Source organism: Parabacteroides timonensis, from assembly GCF_900128505.1.
Lineage (GTDB): Bacteria > Bacteroidota > Bacteroidia > Bacteroidales > Tannerellaceae > Parabacteroides > Parabacteroides timonensis.
The window spans coordinates 191158-216420 of sequence record NZ_LT669941.1 but is presented as its reverse complement, the minus strand read 5'-3'; the positions used below and the strand labels follow the sequence as shown (position 1 = coordinate 216420).

General features: G+C 45.4%; 27 protein-coding genes and 2 pseudogenes. 4 read left to right on the top strand and 25 right to left on the bottom strand.

Annotated elements, in window-relative coordinates:
- Positions 1-48: 48 nt before the first annotated feature.
- The 6 genes from BQ7394_RS08475 to BQ7394_RS08450 all read right to left on the bottom strand — a co-directional run bounded on the left by BQ7394_RS08475 (position 49) and on the right by BQ7394_RS08450 (position 2352).
- On the bottom strand, positions 49-642 hold the full coding sequence (locus tag BQ7394_RS08475; protein ID WP_075557055.1) for a hypothetical protein: 594 nt from the start codon (positions 640-642) through the stop codon (positions 49-51).
- Positions 643-687: 45 nt separating this feature from the next.
- Positions 688-942: a DUF6956 domain-containing protein gene (locus BQ7394_RS08470; protein WP_075557054.1), complete on the bottom strand. Its 255-nt coding sequence runs from the start codon at positions 940-942 to the stop codon at positions 688-690.
- Positions 943-950: 8 nt separating this feature from the next.
- The gene (locus BQ7394_RS08465) at positions 951-1160 is read right to left on the bottom strand and encodes a DUF3873 family protein (protein ID WP_075557053.1); all 210 of its coding nucleotides are present in this window, start codon (positions 1158-1160) and stop codon (positions 951-953) included.
- Between the two features lie 19 nt (positions 1161-1179).
- Positions 1180-1437, bottom strand: a complete 258-nt coding sequence (locus BQ7394_RS08460; protein ID WP_075557052.1) for a hypothetical protein — start codon at positions 1435-1437, stop codon at positions 1180-1182.
- 12 nt (positions 1438-1449) lie between these two features.
- Entirely contained in the window at positions 1450-1659 is a 210-nt protein-coding gene (locus BQ7394_RS08455) for a hypothetical protein (RefSeq protein WP_075557051.1), read from the bottom strand.
- Between the two features lie 507 nt (positions 1660-2166).
- Positions 2167-2352, bottom strand: a complete 186-nt coding sequence (locus tag BQ7394_RS08450) for a hypothetical protein (RefSeq protein WP_075557050.1) — start codon at positions 2350-2352, stop codon at positions 2167-2169.
- 207 nt (positions 2353-2559) lie between these two features.
- Here BQ7394_RS08450 and BQ7394_RS08445 point away from each other — a divergent pair.
- The 3 genes and pseudogenes from BQ7394_RS08445 to BQ7394_RS08435 all read left to right on the top strand — a co-directional run.
- Positions 2560-3249: pseudogene (locus BQ7394_RS08445) on the top strand (ABC transporter ATP-binding protein); the annotation flags it as partial.
- Positions 3250-3329: 80 nt separating this feature from the next.
- Positions 3330-3593 (top strand): hypothetical protein, encoded by a 264-nt coding sequence (locus tag BQ7394_RS08440; protein ID WP_075559932.1) that lies wholly within the window; start codon positions 3330-3332, stop codon positions 3591-3593.
- Positions 3583-3921, top strand: coding sequence for a type II toxin-antitoxin system RelE/ParE family toxin (locus tag BQ7394_RS08435; RefSeq protein ID WP_075557049.1), 339 nt, complete (start codon positions 3583-3585; stop codon positions 3919-3921). The genes BQ7394_RS08440 and BQ7394_RS08435 overlap by 11 nt, the downstream gene beginning before the upstream one ends.
- Positions 3922-4010: 89 nt before the next feature.
- Here the strand turns inward: BQ7394_RS08435 and BQ7394_RS08430 are convergent, their stop codons facing one another.
- Both BQ7394_RS08430 and BQ7394_RS08425 read right to left on the bottom strand, forming a co-directional pair.
- Positions 4011-4739 carry a nitroreductase family protein gene (locus BQ7394_RS08430; protein WP_075557048.1) on the bottom strand — a complete coding sequence of 243 codons (729 nt, stop codon included), beginning with the start codon at positions 4737-4739 and terminating at the stop codon, positions 4011-4013.
- Positions 4740-4785: 46 nt separating this feature from the next.
- The gene (locus BQ7394_RS08425; RefSeq protein WP_075557047.1) at positions 4786-5385 is read right to left on the bottom strand and encodes a DUF1062 domain-containing protein; all 600 of its coding nucleotides are present in this window, start codon (positions 5383-5385) and stop codon (positions 4786-4788) included.
- 984 nt (positions 5386-6369) lie between these two features.
- Here BQ7394_RS08425 and BQ7394_RS08420 point away from each other — a divergent pair.
- Complete coding sequence (locus BQ7394_RS08420) at positions 6370-9003, top strand: response regulator (protein WP_075559931.1); 2634 nt, start codon at positions 6370-6372, stop codon at positions 9001-9003.
- Here the strand turns inward: BQ7394_RS08420 and BQ7394_RS08415 are convergent.
- The 17 genes and pseudogenes from BQ7394_RS08415 to BQ7394_RS08340 all read right to left on the bottom strand — a co-directional run bounded on the left by BQ7394_RS08415 (position 8998) and on the right by BQ7394_RS08340 (position 25068).
- Positions 8998-9348, bottom strand: coding sequence for a DsrE family protein (locus BQ7394_RS08415; protein WP_075557046.1), 351 nt, complete (start codon positions 9346-9348; stop codon positions 8998-9000). The genes BQ7394_RS08420 and BQ7394_RS08415 overlap by 6 nt on opposite strands.
- Positions 9349-9493: 145 nt before the next feature.
- Positions 9494-10597 (bottom strand): Fic family protein, encoded by a 1104-nt coding sequence (locus BQ7394_RS08410; RefSeq protein ID WP_075557045.1) that lies wholly within the window; start codon positions 10595-10597, stop codon positions 9494-9496.
- An 80-nt stretch (positions 10598-10677) separates the two neighbouring features.
- Positions 10678-11163 (bottom strand): hypothetical protein, encoded by a 486-nt coding sequence (locus BQ7394_RS08405; protein ID WP_075557044.1) that lies wholly within the window; start codon positions 11161-11163, stop codon positions 10678-10680.
- 56 nt (positions 11164-11219) lie between these two features.
- On the bottom strand, positions 11220-11354 hold the full coding sequence (locus BQ7394_RS26445; protein ID WP_262497536.1) for an HU family DNA-binding protein: 135 nt from the start codon (positions 11352-11354) through the stop codon (positions 11220-11222).
- Between the two features lie 129 nt (positions 11355-11483).
- Entirely contained in the window at positions 11484-12350 is an 867-nt protein-coding gene (locus BQ7394_RS08400) for an Rpn family recombination-promoting nuclease/putative transposase (protein WP_075557043.1), read from the bottom strand.
- A gap of 282 nt (positions 12351-12632) precedes the next feature.
- Entirely contained in the window at positions 12633-12908 is a 276-nt protein-coding gene (locus tag BQ7394_RS08395) for an HU family DNA-binding protein (RefSeq protein WP_075557042.1), read from the bottom strand.
- A 164-nt stretch (positions 12909-13072) separates the two neighbouring features.
- Positions 13073-13864 carry a DNA-binding domain-containing protein gene (locus BQ7394_RS08390; protein WP_075557041.1) on the bottom strand — a complete coding sequence of 264 codons (792 nt, stop codon included), beginning with the start codon at positions 13862-13864 and terminating at the stop codon, positions 13073-13075.
- Positions 13852-14031, bottom strand: a complete 180-nt coding sequence (locus BQ7394_RS08385) for a hypothetical protein (RefSeq protein WP_075557040.1) — start codon at positions 14029-14031, stop codon at positions 13852-13854. Before BQ7394_RS08385 ends, BQ7394_RS08390 begins: the two co-directional genes overlap by 13 nt.
- Before the next feature lie 70 nt (positions 14032-14101).
- A complete protein-coding gene (locus BQ7394_RS08380) occupies positions 14102-16972 on the bottom strand; it encodes a BACON domain-containing protein (RefSeq protein ID WP_075557039.1) in 2871 nt (956 codons plus the stop codon).
- 19 nt (positions 16973-16991) lie between these two features.
- Positions 16992-18155, bottom strand: coding sequence for a BF2992 family fimbrillin-A clan protein (locus BQ7394_RS08375; protein WP_075557038.1), 1164 nt, complete (start codon positions 18153-18155; stop codon positions 16992-16994).
- 340 nt (positions 18156-18495) lie between these two features.
- Positions 18496-18636: pseudogene (locus BQ7394_RS26245) on the bottom strand (AMP-binding protein); the annotation flags it as partial.
- Complete coding sequence (locus BQ7394_RS08365; protein WP_210436528.1) at positions 18570-19190, bottom strand: hypothetical protein; 621 nt, start codon at positions 19188-19190, stop codon at positions 18570-18572. The gene BQ7394_RS08365 and the pseudogene BQ7394_RS26245, both read right to left, overlap by 67 nt.
- Positions 19191-19215: 25 nt before the next feature.
- The gene (locus BQ7394_RS08360; RefSeq protein ID WP_075557036.1) at positions 19216-20535 is read right to left on the bottom strand and encodes a fimbrillin family protein; all 1320 of its coding nucleotides are present in this window, start codon (positions 20533-20535) and stop codon (positions 19216-19218) included.
- 34 nt (positions 20536-20569) lie between these two features.
- Positions 20570-21544, bottom strand: coding sequence for a fimbrillin family protein (locus BQ7394_RS08355; protein WP_075557035.1), 975 nt, complete (start codon positions 21542-21544; stop codon positions 20570-20572).
- 65 nt (positions 21545-21609) lie between these two features.
- Positions 21610-22569, bottom strand: coding sequence for a fimbrillin family protein (locus BQ7394_RS08350; protein ID WP_075557034.1), 960 nt, complete (start codon positions 22567-22569; stop codon positions 21610-21612).
- Positions 22570-22618: 49 nt separating this feature from the next.
- Positions 22619-23581 (bottom strand): DUF5119 domain-containing protein, encoded by a 963-nt coding sequence (locus BQ7394_RS08345; RefSeq protein ID WP_235848710.1) that lies wholly within the window; start codon positions 23579-23581, stop codon positions 22619-22621.
- 14 nt (positions 23582-23595) lie between these two features.
- Complete coding sequence (locus BQ7394_RS08340; RefSeq protein ID WP_075557032.1) at positions 23596-25068, bottom strand: DUF3575 domain-containing protein; 1473 nt, start codon at positions 25066-25068, stop codon at positions 23596-23598.
- Positions 25069-25263 lie beyond the last annotated feature (195 nt).

The window sequence follows — 25263 nt, the reverse complement described above, 5'->3', positions numbered from 1 at the left end:
AAAGACCTCCGATTGCGCAATGCCGTCGGAGGTCTTTATTTTGTCATGCTATGCACACTCGAACAGGGATAGCTGTTTCGGTTCTAAATACTGCCGTTTGACCTCTTTGAGTTTCGCCATGAGTTTGCGTATCTTCGAGGCATTGTAGTTGCAGCCGTCGGAGCTGTTCGCCATCGCGTAAGCGTACTGTTTCTCCAACTCGGCGATACCTTGCTTTACAGCCTCTTTATAGTCTGTTATCGGTTCGTCCCAAACCGACGGATGACTGCCGCCGCCTGCGCCGCCCGTACTCCAATTGACCGTTACGGCATACGTGCCGTCTATCGACTGCCCGATAAGGATTGTATTGAGTATATCTAACTCGATACGTTCCACAATAGGAAGCATCCCGCGTATCCATCCGTACTCGTCGAATTGTTTGGCCGTATAGCCGAAAAGCAGTCCGCGTTCGTATGTCCGCACGTTAAGGATAATCTTGCGGACGCTGTCGCCGAAGCCCTCGAAATAGGCGACCTGCTCGGCGTTGTCCCGACGCACGGCCAAGAGGTAACGCAATACTGCGTTACGCTCTATACGGCACGGGCTATATTCCAATATCGCCTCTAATTTCTCTTCTCTGGTATATTCCTGTATGGGTTTCATATCTTCTGAATGTGTGGGTTAATACTTTGTTGGCGTTCTTTCGGGTTAGGCCGAAAAGAGGTTGTCGATGGGCATATAGCGTTCCAGCCACTCTTTCACACACTCCATGTTGTATTCGGAGGTGATAACCGCCATACGCTCGCCTGTCTGCGTGAAGCGCGTGCTTTCATAGCAGTCGATCCACTCTTTGAGCGAGGCGGCGCCCCATGCTTCCACGTCGTCGAAAAAGTTATCCAATGTGCGGATCGGTTCCGCAAAGGTTACTATCATTGTCCGGTAATTTACTGCGTTAGTTTCCATTATTTCGTCTATTTATTATTCAACCATATATCCCGTTTAGCCCTGCAATCCTCCAATGTCGGAGCCACGCATGAATACAATTCGCCGTCTGTGTGCCGGTAATCGTATTGGCAAAGACGCTTCTTCTTGCGGGCAGAAAGAGTGAGGGTAAAATACTCGTGGCGTTCTTCTCCTGTCGGACAAACCGATACGCCGTTTACATTCATTTCTGTTTTCATTGTGCTATTCGTTTGAGGGTTAAAACTCCGCTTTCAAAAACCGATACTCAAAATATTTTGTCCGGTCGCTGGCCTTGCGCTGGTGTACCCAAAGATGATGTGCGCCGAAACCGTACACGAAATAGTCGTCGAGCGGTATTTGGCCTTTCAGTCGTTCGATACCTTGCCGCAAACTGTTTTCGTCTTCGGCAAATAGGATGGTGTTTATCAGCCGGAAATATGCTTCCGTTGCTTCGTCGCAATAGGGACAAAAGAAATTTTCAATCGTTACGTTCATAATGCTTTGTAATTAGAGTGTTAATAACCAAAAGAGAAAACCGAAGAAAGCAACCGCAGAGAGCAGGAAAATGATGCACCCGAACAGAAAGCGGATGATGCCCAAAACAACCTCTTTGCAGAGCCACAGACCTATCGACCATGCCCAAAGGCTGCCGCCGAACATACTGCTGACAAACATCGCCAAAACCATCCAAAATGCTATTTTCAATACTGCTTTCATCTTTGACCTCCTTTTTTCGATTTGATGCGGATTTGAGAGCCGAGGGAGTGAGTTTCTTATCCTAATCTGCCGCTCGTTTATCCGACATTTTTTTTGATGCGTCTTTCGGTCGCGTCGGTCGTTTCGTTTCAGGGGCTTTTCGGTGTAGAGGTTAGGACGTACAAGGTTTTGGCATAAAATACCTCGCAACCAGCGGGCGCAGGGAAGATTTTTTGCCAAACCTCAAGGCTCGACCTTGTACGTCCGTGAAGACCTCGTAAGCACCTTTGCACCTGAAGAACGAAATGACTGATGCGATTGGAGGACTGCCTTTAATGGAGGTAAACGAATTATTAGGCAGATTCGAGAAAGTAAAGATAGCGCCCAGCGCTATTCTGCAAGAAAAGGGATTGGGCTGCCAATCCTGAAAATGCGCTTTGAGGAGCGCATAAAAAATCCCTCGCTCCATAGAAACGAGGGATTATATATCTGCGGCTTCGTTATAGCCGGAAAATCGAAACTGACTTTTTACTTTGCGATGATCTTTCCTGTGGCAATTTCATATTTGCCCAATTTCCCGTTCGTGTTTTCCAAGTGGACGTATTTACGTCCTACGGCGGACAGACTTTCGTTCGGCTGGCTGAAAAGGTAGCCGTTCTTCTTGCAATATCTGGCGTATGCCTTTACTGCATCTTCAAAAATCGAAGTTTCCATATAATCACGTATTTAGGTTCACGAAATATAGCGATTTTTTTTGCTATATCCGATTTTTGATGTATATTTGCATAGAGTTATTTGAAGTTATGCAAAGCACAGAAATCCTAAACATTCTGTATATAACTTATTCGTAACCTATTACGATAAGCAGCCTAACTCAACGGCTGGTTTTCAATAACTTAATCCTTTTTCGTACTTTCTATTTACAAACCGGAGAAAACAATCCTGAAAGGTATCTCGCTCCATGCCTCTGCCGGTTGTAAAATAGCATTAGTCGGTGCCACCGGAGCCGGGAAGACAACCATACTGAACATGCTCCCCCGTTTCTTCGATATCCAGTCGGGCGAAATTGCCGTAGACGGTCACCCGATACAACTGATCAAACGAAACAGCCTGCGCCAATCCATGGCGATCGTTTTACAAGACACTCACCTGTTCACAGGAACTGTCCGCGAAAATATCCGCTTCGGACGTCTGGACGCGACCGATGAAGAAGTTATACAAGCAGCCAAACTGACTGCTGCCCATTCTTTCATCAAACGTCTGCCCCAGGGATATGATACCCTGCTGGAAAACGACGGTGCCAACCTCAGCCAGGGACAACGTCAGTTGCTCAATATCGCCCGTGCCGCTATTGCCGACCCTCCTATCCTATTATTGGACGAAGCAACCAGCAATATCGACACCCGTAGCGAGATACTCATCCAGAAAGGCCTCGACCAACTGATGCAAGGACGCACCAGCCTGATCATCGCCCACCGCCTCTCTACCATCAGAAACGCAGACGTGATCCTGGTACTCGAACACGGACAGATCGTAGAACGGGGAAATCATGAAGAACTTCTCCGCTTAAAAGGAAAATATTACTCTCTAAATCAGGAGCAGTTCAAGTAATTTAATTGTATTTACCTATATATCATCCTTAAAAAAGTATATCTTTGCGAGAAGATTTATTTAATAGAAAGGAGTTATATATGACAGCAGTAGAATTAAGACTTACCCTCTTACAGGAAATTGCCACTATCCTCGATGATGAAGCACTCGTCAAAAAAGCTTTAACTTCTATCCGCCGTATGAAACAAGCGGCCTCCAATGTTGACCAGGAAGACCGGGAGCCAACCAAGGAAGAGATGCTGGATAGTATAAAAAATGGATTATTAGCCATTAAAGCTCGCAAGGATGGAAAAGAGACTAAGGGTATGTTCAAAGATGTAAATGAGTTACTCAATGAAATATAGGATAGACACATATATAGAGTTTGACAAAGAGTTCAAACGCTTGAGTAAAAAATACCATTCACTAAAAAGCGATCTGGCAGCACTAGTAAAAGAGCTTGAGCAAAATCCCACCCTCGGTGCCGACTTAGGAAACGGACTTCACAAAGTCCGTATGTCTATTGCCTCCAAAGGAAAAGGTAAAAGTCATGGAGCCAGAGTGATTACCCACACAGCAATTGTCAGTGTAGAAGACGGAGTAATCACTTTACTCTATATTTACGATAAAGCCGATCAGGATACTATATCAGATAAAGAATTAATAGATCTTATGAAGCGTTTTTTGTTATGACAAGACGAAGACTATCCATTCAACGAATAAGACAGTCTCCATCAAGTATTTATTTAGAAATAAAGAGGTTTATCAGTAAACGAGTAACCTCAAACCCTCCGATAAACATCCTCAAACGGCAGCCTGCACCGTTCTCCCCAGATTCCTTTATTTCCGTCTCGTATTCCGCAGGGAATAGCCATATTTATTTCAGCCCCGTGAGGTAACTTCAGTGCCTTTTTCAGCCGCCGGTTATCCAGTCCTTCTAAAGGACAAGTATCATACCCTTCGTTTGCCATCGCAATCATAAATGTCTGGGCAGCAAGTGCACACGATTTATGGGCAACCACACGCACATCATTCTCGGATACTTCGAGCATCATCGGACGAAAGATACTGATAGTATTAGCCAGCAGCTTCCTGAACAACCCCAAAACCCCGAAAAACCGGGCATAAACAAACGGCATCAATTTCCCGTAGTACAATTCCCGGTCTTTGATACGTTTATCCTGACGTTCTTTCGGACTGTTCCGGCGAATATTCTCCCGTTCGAAATCGAGAACGAACCGAGCATGTTTCTTGTACAAATCCCGCCGTACAACGAAAACAACGATTTGCGAAGCAGTCGAAGCCGCTTTCTGGTCGAGACAAGCTCTTGAAACTTCCGCCAACAATTCGGGCTCCGTAATATGGTAAAACTCCCACAACTGCATATTCGAACTGTTGGGAGCCAATGTCGCCAGTTCCAGACAATGCTTCACCCTTTCCGGATCCATCGGTTTTTCTTTATCATATGCCCGTACCGAACGGCGGTAATTGAGGACTTCTTCTAAATTCATAATGCTGACTTATTTGATTAAAATACTTTTCTATATCACTACAAAATTAAAACATTCCCGCAATATGTTTGTTTACCAGCACAACATCTCCATCCTTTACTTTATGTTTCTTTAGCGGATAACCCTCAGGACTGAATATCGCTTTTGCCTCTATCAGCCGATTTAACTGATTTGCAGACAACCCTAAACAAATTCGAATGACAGAAGATAACTTTAACCCAAACTCAAAACGGGTTTGAATCTTGAATGTTACAAACTCATCATCCGCGTTCAAGATATCATTTATCGAAATATCGTCATGCAATATCTCATATTCGACACTGCTATAATCTAACTCGACACTATTTTTTCGCCCTGTTTCGGAAGAAAAAGCATACTCCCACGCAAGTTCTTCATCGTTTTCCGAAAACTTACGAAATAGCTCTTTCTTTATCTGTTCAGGTTTTGTGCGTGACAAAATCGTTAGGTTATATGTACTATCACATTCTATGCATCTATAAATCAACCAGACATCGATATTCCTTTTTTGCGCATTCATTCTGAATTTGTTACTACAATAAAACCGGTCGCAATTACAGTGATTACATTTTCTTTTTAAGGCAGGAGTATTTTTAGGCTTTATCTCCCATATATATTCAGTTTCCATTCTTTATACTGTGCTTGATATTCTTTGAAATATTTGATTATGATCCACAGCATTACAGTTATAGCAAACTCAGAAGTCACCATAAACAACCACATCAAAGGCCTATGCCCTTAAAGTTCAATGCTGTGAATGAAAAAAATTAAATAAGAAACCTGTTCGAGTAGGACTACTCAAACGAAAGAATTATCAGCCTGCGGTTTATGAGGCTAATATTAAGCCAGTATAAATTTAAGAATTGCTCCCAAAACGTGAATATTTATAATTTCGGGGCAAAGATAACGATTTATTGCTCATTTTAGTCAATTACAAGGAGTATCTAACGAATGCCATCAAACAAAACCAGTTTTTGGTATCCCCCACTATCGTTTCTTTAGCATTTCCGGAGAATGTAAGAGCCGTATTCAGTTGGTTTTCTCTATGTCGAATGTATATCATGACTTTTCGGTTACTTTTTAGTTGAAAGATGATGAATTATATTACCTTTGCCATGTACAATACACATAAGCCATGAAATTCATTCAGGATTACACCCAAGAAGAAGAGTTGAAATTTTACAAAACCATAATAAAGGCTTTGCCACAATCGATGATACTTCTGGATAAGGACAAAAATATAATCGGTATCTTCAACCTCTCACTAAAAATACTGGCAGGCAAATCGGTTGACGATATCCTCGGTACGAATATTCTCATGTATGCCAATGACCCCACTTCACCATTCCATCAGGCTTGTTCAATGCTGAACGACGCATTCGAATCCGTTTCCACGACAGGAGTTCCGGTAAAATACCATTTCAAAATCCTCGACAACTACCTAGAATCGACGATCAGCAAATTATCCGACGGGCAGATACTCAACGAAATACGCGACATCACCGATATCGTAATCAAACGAAACCAGATAGAGACAAAGGAATACGGAAAACTCGAAAATACAGCCGAAAGCTGGTTGCTCCAGCAAAAATACGAATCCTTATACAATCAGATGACCACCATCGTGAATACGTTGCCAGTAGGCGTTGAGATATACTCACCGGACGGTAAGATGCAATTCCTTAACGACACAGATTTCAAGATATTCGGTATCCCCAAAGAGACTTTTGACATCAGCGGCGTAAATATTAATGGCAATCCAAACCTCCCTGACAAAGTAAAAAAAGTAGTGATGGAAGGTGGTGATATCCGCTGTTCCTTTCCATACAGTTTTGAAACAGTAAAAGATTCCAGTTACTATACGACAGCTCAGGATGGCAACATTCACATAGAATGTATCGGCCGCCCCATTACAGATGCTCGCGGACAACTCGAAAATTATCTGTTTATCGTACAGAACGTAACCGAGACAGTACGTGCTACCAGGCAACTCGAAGAGAAAAAACAATTACAGGACAACATCCTCAACAGTATTCCGGCTTGCATACAAATCAAAGATATAGAAGATAATTCGCGTTATGTATTCTGTAATGATGAGAGTCAGCGGTTGTTCGGAATCAGTGTCGATAAAACGATTCACGATGTGATGGAGGCTAAACGTGTCAGCCGCATCGAAAAGACCGACAAGGAAGTATTCGCCACCGGCAACCCCTACAACGGATTGGAACATATCGAATTGAAGGACGGCCGGAGTTTCGACACACTCGTCCGTAAAAGTGTTATATTCGACAGTGGCAAACGTATGTTGCTTACTGTCCGTTGGGACCAGAGTCTGCAAAACGACCTTAAACGACGGACTAAGATGCTCGACCTGTCCATGGAAATAATGAACGCCCATACCTGGTTCTACGAGCCGGATAAAGATCAGTTCAGTTTTGGCGAAGGTTCCAATAATCTCATAATTAACCCCGTATTGCACGATTCTCTAAAAAAATTCATCAGCTTCGTCCATCCCGACGACCGAAAACTCTTCCTGGACTCTTTCCGACATGCAATAACCCATGAAAACGAAAAGTGGAACGTAGAGTACCGTGCCGACCTGAATAATAACGGCACCTATAACTGGTGGCAGACACAAGGATTAGTCGAAACAACCCAACGCGACGAAGGTCCTTATACATTTATGTTCGGTATGACCATCAGCATCGACAAGCACAAGCAGAATGAATTGACGATGATGCGGGAAAACGAAAAGAAACTGAACGGCCTCATCCAACAAAACGAGCTTATACTCAACAATACCTACTCCGGCCTGGTCTATATCACCACGGACTATATCGTACAATGGGAAAACGTCGCCAACTGTTCGGCCAGCCTCACCTACGAAGCTTACAAAAAAGGAAGCCACTGTTATGAGTCTTACGGGCTTACTTCCCCTTGCGAGGATTGCGTTATGCAACAAGCAATCCTTTCCCGACAAACGGAACAGATGCAGAACACGTTTGAAAACGGACATACCCTTGAAATTTTCTGTACCCCCGTTTTCAAAGAAGACGGGACAGCAGATGGTATTGTCATCCGCATGGACGATGTAACCGAACGGGAAAATATGATACAGGAACTGAAACATGCCAAGACCCTTGCAGAACAGTCCGACAAACTCAAGTCTGCATTCCTTGCCAATATGAGTCACGAAATACGGACTCCATTGAACGCTATCGTCGGATTTTCCGATCTGTTGATGGAGACAACCGAGCCGGAAGAGAAAGCCGAATACATCAAAATCATCAATATCAACAACGAACTGTTGCTGAAACTAATCAGCGACATCCTGGACTTATCGAAAATCGAATCCGGAACTGTTGAATTAAAGTATGACAAATTCGATATCTCAACCTACTTCGAGGACCTGGTCATCTCGATGAAGCAGCGGATAACAAATTCATATGTACGATTGCTTTCTCATAATCCCTACCCGGATTGCAAAGTTAATCTGGACCGGAACCGTGTCACCCAAATCATAACCAACTACGTCACCAATGCGATCAAATATACCCCAAAAGGATTTATCGAAATGGGATACGAGGTGGTAGAGAATGGCATTCGCCTCTATGTGAGAGACAGTGGCATCGGTATTCCCGATGAAAAGAAGAATAAACTGTTCCAGCGTTTCGAAAAGTTGGACGAATTTGCTCAAGGCACAGGATTAGGACTATCCATCTGCAAAGCCATTGCCGAAGCGATGGGTGGTAACGTCGGCTTTGAATCAACGTTTGGTCAGGGTTCTTTGTTTTGGGCCTTTCTGCCTTGTGAAACGGAGATACACCAGGAAAAACAGCTTCAAACGGAGAAAAAAGCCGTCCCGGTTTCAAACAAATCATCCATTTCAAACGAACGGAAAACGATTCTGATAGCAGAGGATATCGAAAGCAATTACTTATTGGTTTCGACTATCTTAAAGAAAGATTATGACTTGATCCGGGCTAAAAACGGGCAGGAAGCTATGGATATTATCAAAAGTCAGCCTATCGATTTACTGCTGATAGACATGAAAATGCCTATTATGAATGGATTGATAGCAACAGAGAAGATCCGGCAGTTCAACACCAAACTACCGATTATAGCCCTCACAGCTCACGCATTCGATGCAGACCGCCAAGCAGCTTTGACCGCCGGTTGCAATGAATATCTGATGAAGCCTATCGATAAAACAAAACTCTTCGATATATTGCAAGAGTTTTTATAAAACAATCTGATGATAGCCCATTGATTCCAGTTTTGCGACTTTCAAAAGGCCACCTTCATGGGCAATGGCTATCTGAGGAAGTAACATGTCTTCCCGGATACCATAGCGAGACATCGTATTTATACATAAATAAAATTGTGTACCCTCATACGACAGGCGTGATATAGTTTCTTTGATAGTTTCCAAATTCGTGAATCGCAAACAAGAAAGTAAAGCAGTTCCTACAGCAACAACAGCGATGTTCCCAACTTCGTCTGATGACTTTTTCAAATTATCCACATGTGAAAACAACTGATTCCAGCAAGTGTCTTCACGAATCAAAAATACAAAACTGAACTTTTCCATGATAAACGTTTTTCATAGGAACAGGTTAGATACGAAATAAGTTTAACTAATGTACTTTTGGGTAGTCATATTCCATATGCGGAGAATACGGCAACTAATCTCCGCATACTATACGGCAAATACAAATATTAATCCCCGCAAACTATCATATTACAAGTTCATAATTAGTACTTCTTCCGCCTTCATCCGTTTTACGTAACACACCTTTCGTTATCAAATCCTGTATATCACGCAAAGCCGTATCAGCTGAACATTTTGTGATTTTACCCCATTTAGAGGATGTCAATTTTCCATCAAAACCATCCCAAAGCAAATTTACCATTTTTATTTGTCGTTCATTCATGGGGACTAATCGATACTTATCCCAGAAAGCTGCTTTCTGTAAAACTGTACTGATTGATTTTTCTGTATTGATCAATGCCGCTTCCAGACAATCGAGAAACCACTCAAGCCAGCCGGTTATATCTAAACCGCCTTTTTGTGTTTTCTCCAATATCTCATAATAACCTTTACGCTGCTTACGTATCTCTGTAGACATACTATAAAAACGATGTGGCATTTCATCGGCACGAGCCAAAAATAAATCCATGATTGTACGAGCTATACGTCCGTTTCTATCATCGAATGGATGGATAGTTACAAACCATAAATGAGCAATAGCAGCTTTTAAAACCGGATCAATCTTCTGATTATCATTCGCCCACTCCAAAAACAATTTCATTTGGAAAGGTATATTATCCGAATCTGGAGCTTGATAATGAACTTTCTCTTTACCCATCGGTCCTGATATAACCTGCATAGGTTCTACCCCTTGTCTCCAATCTGCAACCGTAATTTTATATATACCACTTCTACCTGTCGGAAACAACGCAGCGTGCCAATTAAAAAGACGTTCATCAGTCAACGGATTCATATAATTTTGAGTAGCATCCATCATTAGTTGTACTACTCCATCGACATAACGATCTGCCTCAGGTAACCCTTCAGTTTCTATGCCCAAATGACGAGCAACAGAAGAACGTACCTGATCACTATTCAATATTTCCCCTTCTATTTCTGAAGATTTGGTAATATCAGCAGTCAATGTATCAAGCATCGCACTATTCTTCAGATCAAAGCCTAACGCACTCATTTTGCCAACAAGCTTACCTTGTAGTCCTCGTACCTTCCCTAATTTATAGGATAACTTTGTATCATCCCAAGTAAAATTAGGCCATTCTGTCTGTTGCCAAATATAGATAGCGCTCATAATCTCCGTATATTTTGCGGTAAATATATGAAAAAAGCACAATCAATACAAAATCAGACAAAGAAAATCTCAATAATTACCTATCCCCTGCAAAACTCTACAATCGTCATCTTCCCCACCAACACTAATGCCTCTTCATAGGCAATCTCATCTTTGCCAAGATGTCCGGCAAGCGTACCGATCTTGCCACAAATTTGAAAGCAGATCAGGACGGACATTGCGATGTGATTTACAGAGGTTTGTGCGGTACGTTCGACAATTTCGGTTAGGTGGAGCATTCGGATAAACAAAACAGGGTAACGGAGGGGACAACGGAGGCAGGACATGACGGTTCTTTGTATTATAAAATCGACGTATGACTGGCGGTCGTGGATGATTACTTCCCGGATAAATTTCTGATGCTTCTTAGGTAAGGTGCACCAGACGGTGAAGGCTATTTTGTAGATCTTTTCATGGAAATGGTTACGACCTTCTTTCGACATTTTGTCGAGGCTTCGGTTAAAGGCTTTTGCGTCCGGCACTTTCCCATTGGGGAATAATGCTTCTAATTTGTTTTGCTTCTTCATGGGTATTTCTGATAGGCGTTGAATGAATAATCTATTGAGGGAAATCAAATACAGACTTAGGGCATGACAGGAGTCTCCTGCTTGATCACTTCCATTAATATTTTCTGAAAGACATTGACAAATTGGCGCGACTGCTCTTGCATGATATTCATCTTTTCCGCTAATTCGTTTACTAATTTTACTTTGTTCATAATCAGTTGTTTAAAATGTTATCATTATCGTTTTTAACTTTACTTTCTTTGTGAGGGCATAAAAAAGCCCTCAATATCTCTCTGTTTGAGATATTGAGGGTTTAAAGATAAATAGTCTTCTACAGTATGTTACAGTTTACCTATTTCTTCGGCAGTCAAACCGGTTACCTGCGAAATAAACTGAATATCCGCACCTAACTGCTTCATGTTGGTTGCGATCTCTCTTTGTTTAAGAAGTTCACCTTCCATACGTCCTTCCATCCGGCCTTCCAACTTGGCTCCGTCCAACGCATCATTTTGTATCATGATATCGCTGAGGTGTTCGTCGTAGGCGCGGCGTTCCTCGTCGCTCATATTGTGATAGAGTAACTTTTCACGAGCCTCCTTCAAACCGGGAGCGGTGGTATCGGCACGGATGGTTCCGTCTTTCAAATATTCTATCCATTCCTCCAACGGAGTGACAGCCACCTGGTTGAACTCGTTCACACGAATCAGAAAGTACTCCGGAAAAATTTCCGCCGGCAGCTTATGCACCAGGACATCTTTTTCCTTTACACTCACTTCCAGACGATCACCGGTATGTACGCCGGTAAAGATATTCTGCCCATGATACAGATAATCGTTTCCCTTGCCGATATCGAAGTAAAGAATATTTACGGAGTAGATTTTCTTCACCTCGTAATAACTATCACCCAAAGAGATATGCTCGGTAATGGCTTTTGCCACACCATAGAGGATACGTTCCAGGAAAGTCAGTTCACGAGTGTTCTGCACCTCCACAATGATGATCTCTCCTTTGCTGTTTTTAGCCTTGATGTCTACCCGGTTGAATTTGTCGTCAAGGGTTTGCTGGTTGCCTTCGCTTTCCAGCAGTTCGATGATCTCCACCTTTTCATCCAGCAGCACGGTCAGTAAACCTTCCAGCACTCCGAAATTGGCTTTTTGCCGCAGAAGCCTCTTTATGGCCCAGTCGAAACGGATGTAATTATCTTTCATAAGGCAATACGATTAATCGTTCACATGCAAATGTAATCAATTCCAATCGATATCACTTACAGCTTACCTTACTATTTTTCTTCAAACCCTCAATATATCAAAGATCGCTTTTATCTGTTCTTATATATTCACCTGACACGGTTCTCTCACCGCTGCCTTTCAGTCGGTCGCTTTTGTCTTAACCGTATCTTTCGGACTTGCCGGAATGGAATCCGTTTCGATCGTACATTAAAATCCTGCAAATTAAAATCCTGTACCACTACCCTCTGTGTACTTGCCTTTTCAAGAGTTTAACTCTTTGAGTAAAAACTTTCCTGGTTTAAACTTGACACTCGTACGTGCCGGTATTGCACAAGAGATACCGGTATGGGGATTACGGCCGATACGCTCTTTTTGCGACCATGGAGTAAAAGCACCGAAACCTTGAAGCATAACAGGAGTATCTTGTTTCATTGCTTTTGTTAACACTACCTGAAAAGCTTTCATAAATTCACGTGATTGCTGCTGCGAAGTATTCATCTCCACAGCCAGTTTGCTGATAAAATCTGCTTTGTTCATAATGATCTGTTTGTTATACTAAATTTATGAAGACATAAAAAAGTGCGTCCTACTCATAGTATATGAACCGATAGCCTCATGCCCTATGAGCGCTTCGCCTCACGTAACATGAGTGCCTCGGCTCACAAAGCATGAGGGGAACGGCTCATGCTCCATGAGGAGGATTACTCGATTTCGGGACGGTCGTCGCCGCCACTGCCACCACTACCGACAACAAGCGGCAGCGGATAAGCCAAGGTGCGCATTTCCTTTAGCAACGTGCTGGTGGTACTAAACCAAGTTTCAATGACCAACTGGTATTCGCCATTGGCAAGGTCTGCCGGAAGGGTGAACATCAGGCGGCTCGGGTCGTTGATACCCAGTTGGGTGAAGCTGGCGGCCACCGACTGGCCGGAGGCTTTAAGCAGTTTCACCGTACCCAGGCCGGTACCATCGGCATTGATGCTGCGGATCTTGGTGCCTGTCACGTCCAGCATGCCACCCGGTGTGATCGTGCCGTCGGTCTTGCCGGTTGCCACGTCGAGCACCAGCGAGATACGGGCACCACCCATACGACGGACGGTGCCGGAGAACTTCGGTTCAACCTTCGCCACCTCCGCACGCAAGGCTTGCGATGGGGTGAGGTTGACCGCACATTTATTTACATTCGGATCGATTACCCCTTTATCGCCGGTGAAAACACCGGGAAGCGAAGGAGCGTATTGCGCCGAATTTGTCACCACCGTATAACCCGAACACACCAATTGACGGATTTTCTCGTCGATCAGCGTATGGATATTTTTGATGGTGTCGATCCGATACTCCGTACGTTCCAACGCAATCTGACTGGCGATATCATCTATCGTCATCGACTTCTGCGTACGCACAGAGGCTACGAAATCTTCCTTGACATCTTTGGTCATTGTGTTCTCTATGAGATCGAACGACCATACATAATTTGTCTTTATGTCTGCCATAATAGTAGTTTATTTAGTTTATTAAAACCGCCCGACCGCTCCCCGGGCAGGGTTTCTTTTTTCTTCTTTCTTACACCTCCCACATTCCGGGGAAGCACCGGAGCACGGTTTGGTAAATGTGCTTGAACACTCTTTACCGATGAACCATTTTCTGCACTCTCTGTCATAGGGGTATTCTATCGCCCTCCAAACCTCGGTATACAGACCATCATTTATTGACAAATTGGCTGGGTACACCTATTTTTTGTCCCTGACGCAACGAACATTATATTTGCCGTGGTCGCTGTAGCTAGAGGTGCCTCCCCCTTTGAAAAACAATATATAGTGTTTGCCACTTGCGGCGGACGTGCCACTCCAATAATAATTGATCGTATCTAGTGCTTTGAACCCTTTTACAGACTGTAACTTACCTATATTTGTATACATAGTTTGCATCTCCGATAGTGTAGGCAAACGCCAATCATCAAACCCTTCCTTTGTCGAATTGTTACAATTACTATTCGCTGTACCCCAATTACAATATCCATCATCTGTCTTACAAACATGAAGATCACCTATATAAGCTCCGATATAAACTTCTCCTGCCGCCTGTGTAGCACTGACTGATATCGTACGTGCAGGACTTGCACCCGTAACCGTTACATTAAATGTTCCCGTACGTATAGCACCGGTATTAGCAGTTCCTGTAAAAGTTAAATCTTTATTACCGGTACCACTGGTCGGACTCACGGTTATGCCATTATGTGCTTCTGGAGATATAGTCCATGCCAAACCGGTAGTAGCAGTAACAGAACCACTAGTGTTTCCTCCGGTCGCGGATATTGTCGCTGCTCCATTGGTAGTGCTAAAAACGGATGCTTCTTGTTCGACCGCCACATTTGCAGTCATTTCTCCGGCTGTTACCGATATGTTACCTTTATTGTTTGTACCGTTTAAATTCAGATTGCTTGTTCTATATTCAAGTATCTGTTCACCACCGGTCGCAGTTTCCGATTTGGGTGTTATCAGAGTTAACCACTCAGGATGGGTAATAGACAAAGGTAATCCTTTAGTTGCCTGATACGTTAGTGCACCACTGTCATCGGCTGTTGCTTCCAATGTTGTTTTGTCACCGGAAGCTGTTAGCGATGAAGCTTTCTGCTTTATCGTTATCACACCTGTCGGACCTTCGGTTTCATCACCTGCCCGAACTGTGATCGCACCGCTCCGTTGGGAGGCTGTCGGATTCACCATTACATCAAATGAAACACTCTGGGCACTTCCTGTTGTGGGACTGCCTGATGTTGCCCCCGAAAAAGAGATCCAATCACCATTCGTCACCTTTGCTACCCAAACTAAGCCGGGGGTAGCGATAAAGGATGATGATTGAGCATTGGCCGCTTCCGGCTCCACCTCTACTTCTGACCCTTGTATCGTAGAAGCTGCCTGTTTAACCGATATATTCTTTTGAAGATTGTGATAATCCACACTTCCGATCGACTCCCCTCCTTCCACCGTTATATTTACCGAGCGTCCCTTTGCATACGGATTACTGGCCGTAGCTTTTACTATCAAATTCTGGCTTTCACCTGTGGCCGCATCACCGCCGATTCCCGGATTGGTTGATGCCCAGGTCAACCAACTTCCATCCGACAGGACAGCACGCCACGGCAAACCTTTCGTTGCCGTAAAAGTAGAACTGCCCTCCGAACCGGAAACGGCACCAAGAGATATCGAACCGCCAGCCTCCAAAGTCGAACCGTCCTGTACAATCTCTATCGTTTGTTCTTCACCCGTTATAGTAAGAGGAAAAGAAAAAGTACGGGTTTCCGCTTTGGGATTGGCTGTTTCCGCCTTAAACAGTAGTTGAGCAGGGCCTTGATAGGAAATACTACCACTTACGGGTACTGTAAGATTTTTATCTTTTACCTGTGCCGACAGCCAGTCCGGCAATTTAATCATCCATGGCTGTCCCGGACGAGCCGTGATCTGTAACTCCTTTTCACCGCCTACCCCCGCAGGCATATTCCCCGGAGTGATCTCGACCGGAGGAATCGTACCCACCGTGATACGTTCGTCGGTTATATCTATACCCGCCAATGTGACATTCATCGTATAATGAGAGTTACGTTCGATATCGTAATTATTCTCATTGCTGCCCGGATAAAAACGGAAACGGACATTCTCATAAGTCACTCCGGACTGCACCGCCTGACCGGTCAGTTCTATATAAGTGGCATTCGTCACCCCTTTACCCGTTTTCTTCTTATCTGACTTGACAGCATTCTCACCGCTTACCGTACCGGCCATATTCTCAGGCAAGTACCAATACATCGTAGCACCGTCCTTACCGGCAGTTCCGTTATATGTTTTATAAATCATATCGGCCGTCAACTGATTTACCGGAGCTTTGATCTGATATCTGTCCGGTACGGAGTTCAATGTCACCGACGTTGGAGTAAATGAGAAGTCTGTTCCTCCGATCAGATAGGCAAATGATATTTTTGCCGCCAACCGCGTCAAATCCACATGGATATTTTCTACACCTCCCACATCGATAGGACCACTCCATGAACCCACCATCTCGCACAATCGGTTTGAAGGCAGACCGTCTCCTTCTGATGAATACGTCAACACATGTTTCTGCAAAGCCGCTTCGGTTTCGATCTTTTTCAGGTCACAGGTATTCGCTACAAACCAGATATGATGTTCCTTGCCTCCGCTATCTTTCAAACGGACATCCACCTCGTTACCGGTTATTACAGAAAAATACTGGTTGAAGATACAATTGCCATCCGCATCATACTGACCGATCCATAGATGAGCGATCCGGCTATCCTCCCCTTCGGGCAACTGGTCGGCCGCCTTGGTCTTAACTGTATCTTTCGGATTTACCGGAATGGAGTCCGTTTCAATCGTACCATCGGCTGTAAACGCGATGCTACGTGTCTGAGAGTCCCGGTTCGCCAGCACATTCAGGTGAAACGTCGCCTGAACTTCTTTACCTCCTTTAGGCAACTGCGGTTCATCCACCACTTCCGTCTGCGTGCAACCTGATAAAAAATAAAAGACAGCCCAGACAAACAGGCTAAACCGAAGTCCGTTCTTTATTTCACTCATCCGTTTCATTGTCGTATTGTTTCTTACATTATTCTCCGTTTCCGACTTCTCCGTTTCCGCTCCAGATGATATTCTTCCAACTTGCCACAGTCATCACGACACCAATCCCCTGATGGATATCGGGGTCAGGATAAGGTTTATCGGGACCTCCCACATTTCCGTCGGAAAAAGGAACGGCGTTCCATGCCAATACCCTCAGATTCAAACGGCTTTCGTCGTTCCTTACTTCCAGGGTAAATACATACCGTTTGCCCGCATCGAAAGTGATCCGTTTGTCGACGGTCGCTTTCAGGGTGGCTGTCTCGTTATCCCTCTGTACGCTGATCTCCACCTCGAAAGGCAGGTCGTTTTTAGGAAGGATAACTCCTTTCGCCTTGTTCAGTTTCATATTCTTCGGATCGGAACCTTCTTCCACAGGAACAAACTCGTCGCTACCGAATAACACCTCCGTCTCCGCACCGCCTTCACCGCCGGTCGGGGATATTCCCGTATCGGCACCGATGATCAGACCGGCACCGGAAGAAGAGATATTGCTCAATACCAGCTTCGTTCCGAATAGTTGTTCAAACGCGAGTGCGTTACCCGGCGAAGGGGCGACATTGAACACCAGAAGCGCACATTGCCTGCGGAAGGTTTCCAGCTCCACCACACGCGAAGTACGCGAGATCGTAACCTCACGGGCAAAAGAGGTCATTATGTCTTCCTTATGAGGAAGAGCGGTCATTGTATAACGATTATCGGCATCTTTCACCGGCTTTCGGGCTGGGGAAACGGCATAAAAATCATAGACACCTCCCCTTACGATCAGTTCTCCGGCATTTCCGGGAAGCTCCGTTCCGGTATCATCCACCACACAGGGAGATAAAGAACCGTCCGCTTCCACCACATAGGTCACTTCAAACGAAGGGGCAGCCGTTGCAAAAGATACAGGAGAGGTAGACGTACCCGCCTCTCCTCTCAGATAGCCGCTGATACGCACGGTCGCACCTGCGGGTAAGAAGGCCGGTTCCGGGGCTGGCGTTACCGTTTCATCTGCACGGGTCAGGACGACCGGGATACCCAGGTCGGGCTTCCCGAAACTGATTGCCACCAGCTGCGCCGTTTCCGGCATATCCTCCACCGGACCGGCTGTGCAACCGATCAGCAATCCACAAAACAGTAACCCTATCAGATAGATCAAATATCGTTTCATGTTATAATGTTTTATGTATGTTCCATTATTCTACCGGTATATCATATTCACCGCCATCATTCCAGCCTGCCACCTGTATATCCGTCAGTTCGATACCCTGCGCCTGCATACGGATATTATAGATATAATTATATCCCTTTTCCCATTTGGCAGTAAACGTGCCGGGATCCGTTCCGCTACTCTCAGACGGCTTCATCGTAAAGATACGCCCGTCATCCAGCGTCAGTTCCAATGTGACACCGGCACCCGTCACCGGAACAACCAACCCGAATGCCTGAACAGGTGTTTTTGGGTTCTCTCCCGTTCCTGTCACGCTCCCGATACCACGCATANAAACCTGTGAGGCTTCTGCTCCGTTCAATCTTCGTAAGGCAATGTGTGAAAGTGTTTCTGTCATGCCATAAGTCGAGTAGACTATATTAGGCAGTTGTTGTATCTCCTCCTCCAGTTCTTTATTAATAGCTCCGCCGCCATGCAGTAGAGGTAATCGTCCTGGTCGGTTTCCCATTGCACATCGGTCGCGGCATCCACCGGCTGACCGCCGTCATAGAAGTAAAACTTCTGCTTGTCCAATACCTTGACACCACTCATCAACGGCACTTTCGGAGTTCCCGAAAGCGAAACGCTTTTCTCGGACGGGGCATAAGCATAAACAGTCCCTTTTTCCGTATAGAGGTAAAGCGGTTCTTCTCCTTCCGCCAACTCCCAGACAGGCGGTGTAGCCACGGCATTGTATGTAAATAACTGACCCCGGACACTGCTTTCATAGAAACTGACAGCACCGCTGCTATTTTGTTTGGTAACGCATACCGCAACAGAGGTGAGCGGGTTCGGATTCTTGTCTTCCTCCCCCGGACCCCCTGTAACGACACTCCGGGATTCTACTTCCAATGACAAGCCCAGGTCCCTGATACCTAGAGGAACACCTTCTTCCCTTTCACCACCACCGGGCCCGGGCGAAACGATATCCGCCTCGGTACAACCGATACACAGCAACAGGAGTATAACCGGTAATATGTATAAGTTCTGTTTCATGGGCTTTGTCTTTAATATAAGTTAATTACAACGGTATTTCTTCCTGCTCACTTTCAGCCCAGGCTTCTACCGTTACATCCATTATCGTCAGCTTGTTACGTCCGGCCGAAAACGTATAGATGTAATTGCTTCCGGCATCCCAACTGTTTCCGGGCAAGGTGATCGGATAAACGACTGCCGTTTTCGACCCTTCCTGCAACGTGATCTCCACATCGATTTCATTGTCTCCAAAAGTTTCAATCGGATAAATAACCGCGCTGACTGTCCTGGAAACGAATGTACCTTTTATAGCAGACGAACCGCTTCCGGCAGCAATGAAAGCATGTGCACCTTCAGTCCCTCCTTCTTCTATCTGTCTCATCAATATATAATTAGTTATCGTACGTGCCATACCGGTAGTGGTAGACGTTTCCGTGATTGCCCCGTCTTTCAGTGCCATCTTTCCGTTGCCGGTCTTAAACAGGTTCGTACCACCGGTATGGTTCTTTACCTCAAACTTTGTAAACTTCACATCGTTATCGCTTAAGTGCCCGCCATCGTACACACGGAAAGAGATCATCGCCATCCCATGATGCATATCCAGATTGATCTTATAACCGGGGTTGTCTGCATTGTTATTATCCGGATCGGCATCCGGTGTTACAGGGGTTTGTCCGTCCGCACGTCCATTGTTGACATAACGGCCTTCTGTTGCGGCAAAATACAGGTAATCCTTCTCGGTCGACAACGACAAGTTTTCCGGAGTTTTATTACTTACAGGTGACCACTTACCATCTACCCAACGTCTTTTAGCATTGTCTGTAGAGGCATCTATCTCACCGCTGGCAAGGACCTTTACTGGGATTTTAAGGTCGGATTCACTACTTATGGAAGAAAGGGTAGTTGTTAGAGTTGCATCATAAGGATAATAAGCATAAACCTTTCCGACCGTTTTGGTCAGATAATAAGGGACTTCTTTCGTTAATTTATAAGTATCTTTCTTATCCTTGACCGAAATCCAGTTCTTTCCTGTTTCGTCACCCATATACCAGACATGGTGGCCTTCATACTCTGTTCCGTCGGGAGTGTACCAACCGGTTGCTCCGCTATTGGTAACCCATACGCCCAATCCCGGCGCATAATCGGAACTGGCGTATTGGTCTACCGGATAGGTGATTGCTCCACCGCTTACCACCGATTTCGTTTCCGCCCTGGTTCCCGCATCCACTTTCAGGTTGGGAGTGATACCCAAAGCTACCTGACCGCCACTACCCGGTTCAGGGTCGATTTCTGTTTCTGTTTCCGAGCAGCTTGTCGCTGTCAGAAGGGCTATCAACATAACCCACATTGTCTTAGTTGTTTTCATTTTCCTTCGTTTTAAAGTGTTTCTATGTAATATTTTATATCGGCATATCCTCCTGTTCATGATCCGTCCAGGCTTCCACACTGACAGATGTAGTCTGTATCTGGCTTTTATCCGTAAAGAAGAGTGTTACGACATGGCTTTTACCTGTCTGGAAACCCCCTTCTATATGGAAAGAGACTTCCGAAACCGTTTCATGTTCGGTTCCCCTGCCGTCTTTCGTTGTTGTTATCCGAAGGTGCAACGGGTGTTCTGCAGTTCCGTCCACCGGGGAAACCGGGAGCAAGAGATATCCTTGCGGTTCGGGAAGGTCTTCGTCGGCTGTTACCTCCGGGATCGGCAAGTTTGCTATATCCTGTACCGGGATATTTTTTATTCCATCATCTGACGATATATCATCCAAATGGGGAGTTCCCTGTTTCAAATCCAGTTCCTGCCGTGTATGTACGTCTAGCACTTCGATCGTTTTTATCGTTCCCCAGCTATCGGATCGGTCACTGTAACAAACCAAACGTACCTGTGTCAGTAAATGACGGAACGTACAGGTTTGTATCGGTGCATACCCGCTACCCGTCAGTATTCCCGTTGACATAATATCAGTTGTTCTGTCAACGCTAAAGGTTACTTTGCCCGTTCCTGCCACAGCTTCCGCTTCACCCTTTGCCGGATAATAGCCGTGCAGGCGGATATGACGACCATCCTCCGGGTATGACTGGGACTCGGCAAACACGATCGGACGGTTCCCCTTACCGCCTGTTCGTACTGCCTCATACATGTTCCACATACCATAACTTTCTGTCGTGACGACCGTTTCATCCTGACGGGCAAAGCAAACCTCTAAATCCTGTTCATAGCCGGAACCGATCACTCCGCGCGTTGATTGTCCGATCGCCCCTTCCAGGCAGACCGCTGTTTCCGGAACCGGCTCCGGAGTAGGATTGCTGTCTGAACAGGCGGCGAGGCCCGGAAGGATGGCGATGGATATGAATGCTATGACTATGAAGTTATTCATGATTTTGATAGTTGTCTTGTTTTTTAAATTACATACCCCCTGCCCCCTCTCGAAGAGGGGAAAGGTTACTCTTTGGGGGTAATGATAGTACTGCCGTTATTACCCGGTTGCCACTGGGAGATACCGGTTTCTACTGCTATTTTGCCGTCCTCCGTAAAGGTGAGCGTGATAAGGTGCGAATAACCGGCTTTCACGCCTTCACTGATATTGGAGACGGCGACGTTCAATGTTTTGGGATTTCCGTCATAAGTTCCTTTCACCTCTAAACTGACAGGTAAATCTTCTGTTCCCATATTCGCTGCCGGGTAAAGCAACAGATAGCCGGTCGATGGTTTTTCGGCATCCAAAGCCGAAACTGTAGACGGACAGTTTTTAACCGTTAGCGTTTGGTCGGCTGTTCCTGTTGCCGTCAGTTGAGCCCCCTTGGTTTTATCGAGCGATAGTTTCAATCCTGTTGCTACATTCTTTACTTTAATGGAAGTTATCGCCGTCCATTTTGCGATCGCTCCGGTAGAACCCGTACATTTAAACTGCAATTGGGTAAGCAGATGGCTGAAGGTGAAAGTCTCGAACTTATTCACCAGCGAACCGGTCTGCACTCCTGTTGCCATTATATCCTCCTCACCGGTAATAGTGTAAGTGACACTGACCGGGTTGGCGGTTCCACTGTTCAATGCCCTGCGTGGATAGTAACCGATCAGGACGGACTCGCCTTCTTCCGTCAGATAGGTTTGCTCCGGTTCAAATGTAAGAACCGTGTTACCTGTACCTCCTGTACGAACCGCATCGATAACCGGGGTATTCCATTGAGCACCCGTTGTTCCGGGGCTATCCAGACGGGCGAACGAGACTTCAAGGTCATTCGTATAACCGCCGCTGATCACTGCACGGGTAGACTCCGCTATTCCGGCATTCACTTCTATTGCCTGCGCTGTTCCATCCGTCACCGGCTCTTCCGTGTTCGTGCAACCACCTAAGAAAGCAGCCACTAACAGACTCATGATCAATAATTTTCCTGTTTTCATTTTATACCAGTGTTTTTATTGTTACTATTGTTCTCATTTTCATTTCGTTTCAGGGAGTTACCACACCCGAACCGTCACTGCCCGGTTTCCAGTCCGTCAGCGTGATCGTCAAACCGCTTATTTCATCATAGCGGACAACCAGGTCAAGTATCACATGTGTCGTGACAGTTGCGGTGAACGCATCTTTTACTTCTTCCGTTATATCCGTCGATGAAGTGATTTCCTTTCCATCTGCCAATGTCATCGTAAGGGAAAGGTCGACGGGTTCGTCGCTTCCCTCCTCTTCCTCACCCGGGGATAAACCGAATAAGCTCAGGGAAGAGGCATACACACCCGGACTGACCTCTTCCGGCTCGAACGTCATAAAAGCAGGCGTATCGAACAGCGGCTTGCCGGAAGGTATATGAACCCGTGACGATACACCGGTCAACCTTCCGGACAATACCGTAGGAACGACATCCCCCTTATCCCCTCCTGTGACTTTTATATTCATTTCCAAAGTACGGACAAGGTTTGCCGGAGTCAACTCCTTTGCTACCGTTTCCCCTCCGACTACCTCAATCTGTTCCAGACCTGTACCATACAGACTACCCGGACAGGCGATCTGTACGGAGCTTGATTTTAAGGAAGAGAGTTGTTTCGCCCTTCCGCAGGCTTCCTCATACCCCTTCTCCATTTCAAGCGTGACACCCGTACAACCCGTATTACAGACGGCTACCCGGTAACGCCCCAAAGGCAACGTACCCTCATATCCCGAAACGTCCCCTGTACGCATGAGCGGACTTTCCGAATCTTCCGGGTAGAAATACCAGGTCATATTATCCGGGCAACCACTGTTTGACCTTCGAAGCAGCAAACGTACCTTTCCGTTCTTCTCCCAATCTTCATCCGTCATACGGTAGGCACAGGATGAAATCATCATAATCCAGACGATACCGATCACCCAAACGGCTACCTGCATCATCCTATATCCTTTATATCTTATACCTCTTTTATTTTTATATCTTTCCATATCCTCACCTCCTTTTATCTGATTTGAAAACGATAGGATAAACTGATCTTTAAACCGACCATAAATCCGGTGGATGCAAAACGGGTTTCCAGATAATTACGGTTATCAAGCGGATCATATCGGTATTTCTTCCCACTGAAAACACTGCGGTAACCGGCACGGACACACATATCTACTCCAAAACCACCAACCAGAGAGAAGCGATAACCCATCGACAGACCTGCCGACCAGAAACAACCCGTCCGCCCGTAAAGCATATCTTCCGACAAGTCGATCGCGCTTCCACGTACATCGAAATCTCCGTATTCGGCAAACAAGCCGGTATTCAATCCGGTAAACCTTCCCGAAGGAGATAGCCAGACGCTGGGTTCGAGGGAAATTTCGGATACAGCCCAGTGATCGCGCGTCTTGTCTTTATAGGCAAAGTCGGAATACATGCCCGACAAGGCTACCGACCAACGACCGGCGAAACTGCACTCCACTTCCAGGTTCGGCATAAATGCACCCGTTTCTATTTTCGTTTCACCGGTTCCTAAACGAATCGACGGGGCTACGCCACACCAGGGAAGAAGGTTCGTTTTTACCCCCAGATATACAGGGCTTTGTTTCACCGGAGTTTCTTCCGTCCTTACAGATTCAGTTGACTGTCTTTTCCGGTCTTTCTCCGTCTGTTCTTTATTATCTGCTTGCAATCCGGTTTTCTCGGAAACAATTGTTTTCCCGGTTGTCTCTTTATACTTTGTCACCTTCCGCACAGTTTCCCTCGTTGTTACAGTGGTGGCTAAAGCAATGTCCGGCTCTTCTATCCGTTTACTATGGCGTACCGTATCCGTTACGGAAGCCAGACGGTAATCTTCCAGTTCCGTTCGGTCGAAAAGAGGATCGTCGATACGGTACACTTCACGGTCGTAACCTCCTGTCTCACCACGACGGTACAGGTCTACATAAGGGACTGCCCCATATTCACCCATGGCAGCCTCTACCGCTACAGGGTAACGGCTTTCACTGTAATGAATCGAAATGTTCGCAAACCACGGAAGTGGTTTATAAACTTTATAGACATGTACCTGGTCGCGATAGTTTCCGCTACGGTCGATATAGAAGGCAACACAATCGTGGGGAATATCGAAACGGGTTTTCAGGTAGGCGCGGATACGACCTGCACGCAGTGAGGCTTCGTTCACCACCTCTGTATCTTCGTATTCATAGGCATTCACATGCGAGACGATCAACAAATGGCAATCACCTTTCAGGATTTGATCGCGGGATACATCGAGTAAACCGCCCATCCGTTCCAGTTGATAAGCGTTGTCTCCGTAGTCGGCAAGGAACAGGTCGTTGTCCTGACGGAAAGAGAATAGGAACGATTCAGCCTTATAATAGGTCGTAGTCTGGGCATCCGTTTCCATCCTCAAAAGGAAGCAAAGCAGCAACAGGAAGATTGTTCTTACCTGTATTTTCCGGTGTGGACCTTTTATCCTATACATATTAACATATAATACCAGTTTGTTCAATATTGAACAGTGACTATGATTATCACTAACTCTCTGTAAATGTTCACCTTATTTATATAATAAGGGTAGAGGGTAAAAAAAGCCCTTTCCCGAAGAACCTCCTTTGGGAGTTTTTAGGGTAAAAAATGAAGGATTGATGTCTTTTTGAGTCTTTTTGGAGGAAGAAAC

Bases quoted from the DNA above. Each gene is read 5' to 3' on its own strand.
- BQ7394_RS08450 (WP_075557050.1), bottom strand. From the start codon at position 2,352: ATGGAAACTTCGATTTTTGAAGATGCAGTAAAGGCATACGCCAGATAT.
- BQ7394_RS08350 (WP_075557034.1), bottom strand. From the start codon at position 22,569: ATGAAAACAGGAAAATTATTGATCATGAGTCTGTTAGTGGCTGCTTTC.
- BQ7394_RS08435 (WP_075557049.1), top strand. From the start codon at position 3,583: ATGAAATATAGGATAGACACATATATAGAGTTTGACAAAGAGTTCAAA.
- BQ7394_RS08415 (WP_075557046.1), bottom strand. From the start codon at position 9,348: ATGGAAAAGTTCAGTTTTGTATTTTTGATTCGTGAAGACACTTGCTGG.
- BQ7394_RS08355 (WP_075557035.1), bottom strand. From the start codon at position 21,544: ATGAATAACTTCATAGTCATAGCATTCATATCCATCGCCATCCTTCCG.
- BQ7394_RS26445 (WP_262497536.1), bottom strand. From the start codon at position 11,354: ATGAACAAAGTAAAATTAGTAAACGAATTAGCGGAAAAGATGAATATC.
- BQ7394_RS08430 (WP_075557048.1), bottom strand. From the start codon at position 4,739: ATGAATTTAGAAGAAGTCCTCAATTACCGCCGTTCGGTACGGGCATAT.
- BQ7394_RS08475 (WP_075557055.1), bottom strand. From the start codon at position 642: ATGAAACCCATACAGGAATATACCAGAGAAGAGAAATTAGAGGCGATA.
- BQ7394_RS08400 (WP_075557043.1), bottom strand. From the start codon at position 12,350: ATGAAAGATAATTACATCCGTTTCGACTGGGCCATAAAGAGGCTTCTG.
- BQ7394_RS08470 (WP_075557054.1), bottom strand. From the start codon at position 942: ATGGAAACTAACGCAGTAAATTACCGGACAATGATAGTAACCTTTGCG.
- BQ7394_RS08425 (WP_075557047.1), bottom strand. From the start codon at position 5,385: ATGGAAACTGAATATATATGGGAGATAAAGCCTAAAAATACTCCTGCC.
- BQ7394_RS08375 (WP_075557038.1), bottom strand. From the start codon at position 18,155: ATGAAACGATATTTGATCTATCTGATAGGGTTACTGTTTTGTGGATTG.
- BQ7394_RS08385 (WP_075557040.1), bottom strand. From the start codon at position 14,031: ATGACAGAGAGTGCAGAAAATGGTTCATCGGTAAAGAGTGTTCAAGCA.
- BQ7394_RS08440 (WP_075559932.1), top strand. From the start codon at position 3,330: ATGACAGCAGTAGAATTAAGACTTACCCTCTTACAGGAAATTGCCACT.
- BQ7394_RS08455 (WP_075557051.1), bottom strand. From the start codon at position 1,659: ATGAAAGCAGTATTGAAAATAGCATTTTGGATGGTTTTGGCGATGTTT.
- BQ7394_RS08460 (WP_075557052.1), bottom strand. From the start codon at position 1,437: ATGAACGTAACGATTGAAAATTTCTTTTGTCCCTATTGCGACGAAGCA.
- BQ7394_RS08340 (WP_075557032.1), bottom strand. From the start codon at position 25,068: ATGTATAGGATAAAAGGTCCACACCGGAAAATACAGGTAAGAACAATC.
- BQ7394_RS08360 (WP_075557036.1), bottom strand. From the start codon at position 20,535: ATGAAAACAACTAAGACAATGTGGGTTATGTTGATAGCCCTTCTGACA.
- BQ7394_RS08420 (WP_075559931.1), top strand. From the start codon at position 6,370: ATGACCACCATCGTGAATACGTTGCCAGTAGGCGTTGAGATATACTCA.
- BQ7394_RS08365 (WP_210436528.1), bottom strand. From the start codon at position 19,190: ATGAAACAGAACTTATACATATTACCGGTTATACTCCTGTTGCTGTGT.
- BQ7394_RS08405 (WP_075557044.1), bottom strand. From the start codon at position 11,163: ATGAAGAAGCAAAACAAATTAGAAGCATTATTCCCCAATGGGAAAGTG.
- BQ7394_RS08465 (WP_075557053.1), bottom strand. From the start codon at position 1,160: ATGAAAACAGAAATGAATGTAAACGGCGTATCGGTTTGTCCGACAGGA.
- BQ7394_RS08380 (WP_075557039.1), bottom strand. From the start codon at position 16,972: ATGAAACGGATGAGTGAAATAAAGAACGGACTTCGGTTTAGCCTGTTT.
- BQ7394_RS08395 (WP_075557042.1), bottom strand. From the start codon at position 12,908: ATGAACAAAGCAGATTTTATCAGCAAACTGGCTGTGGAGATGAATACT.
- BQ7394_RS08410 (WP_075557045.1), bottom strand. From the start codon at position 10,597: ATGAGCGCTATCTATATTTGGCAACAGACAGAATGGCCTAATTTTACT.
- BQ7394_RS08390 (WP_075557041.1), bottom strand. From the start codon at position 13,864: ATGGCAGACATAAAGACAAATTATGTATGGTCGTTCGATCTCATAGAG.
- BQ7394_RS08345 (WP_235848710.1), bottom strand. From the start codon at position 23,581: ATGGAAAGATATAAAAATAAAAGAGGTATAAGATATAAAGGATATAGG.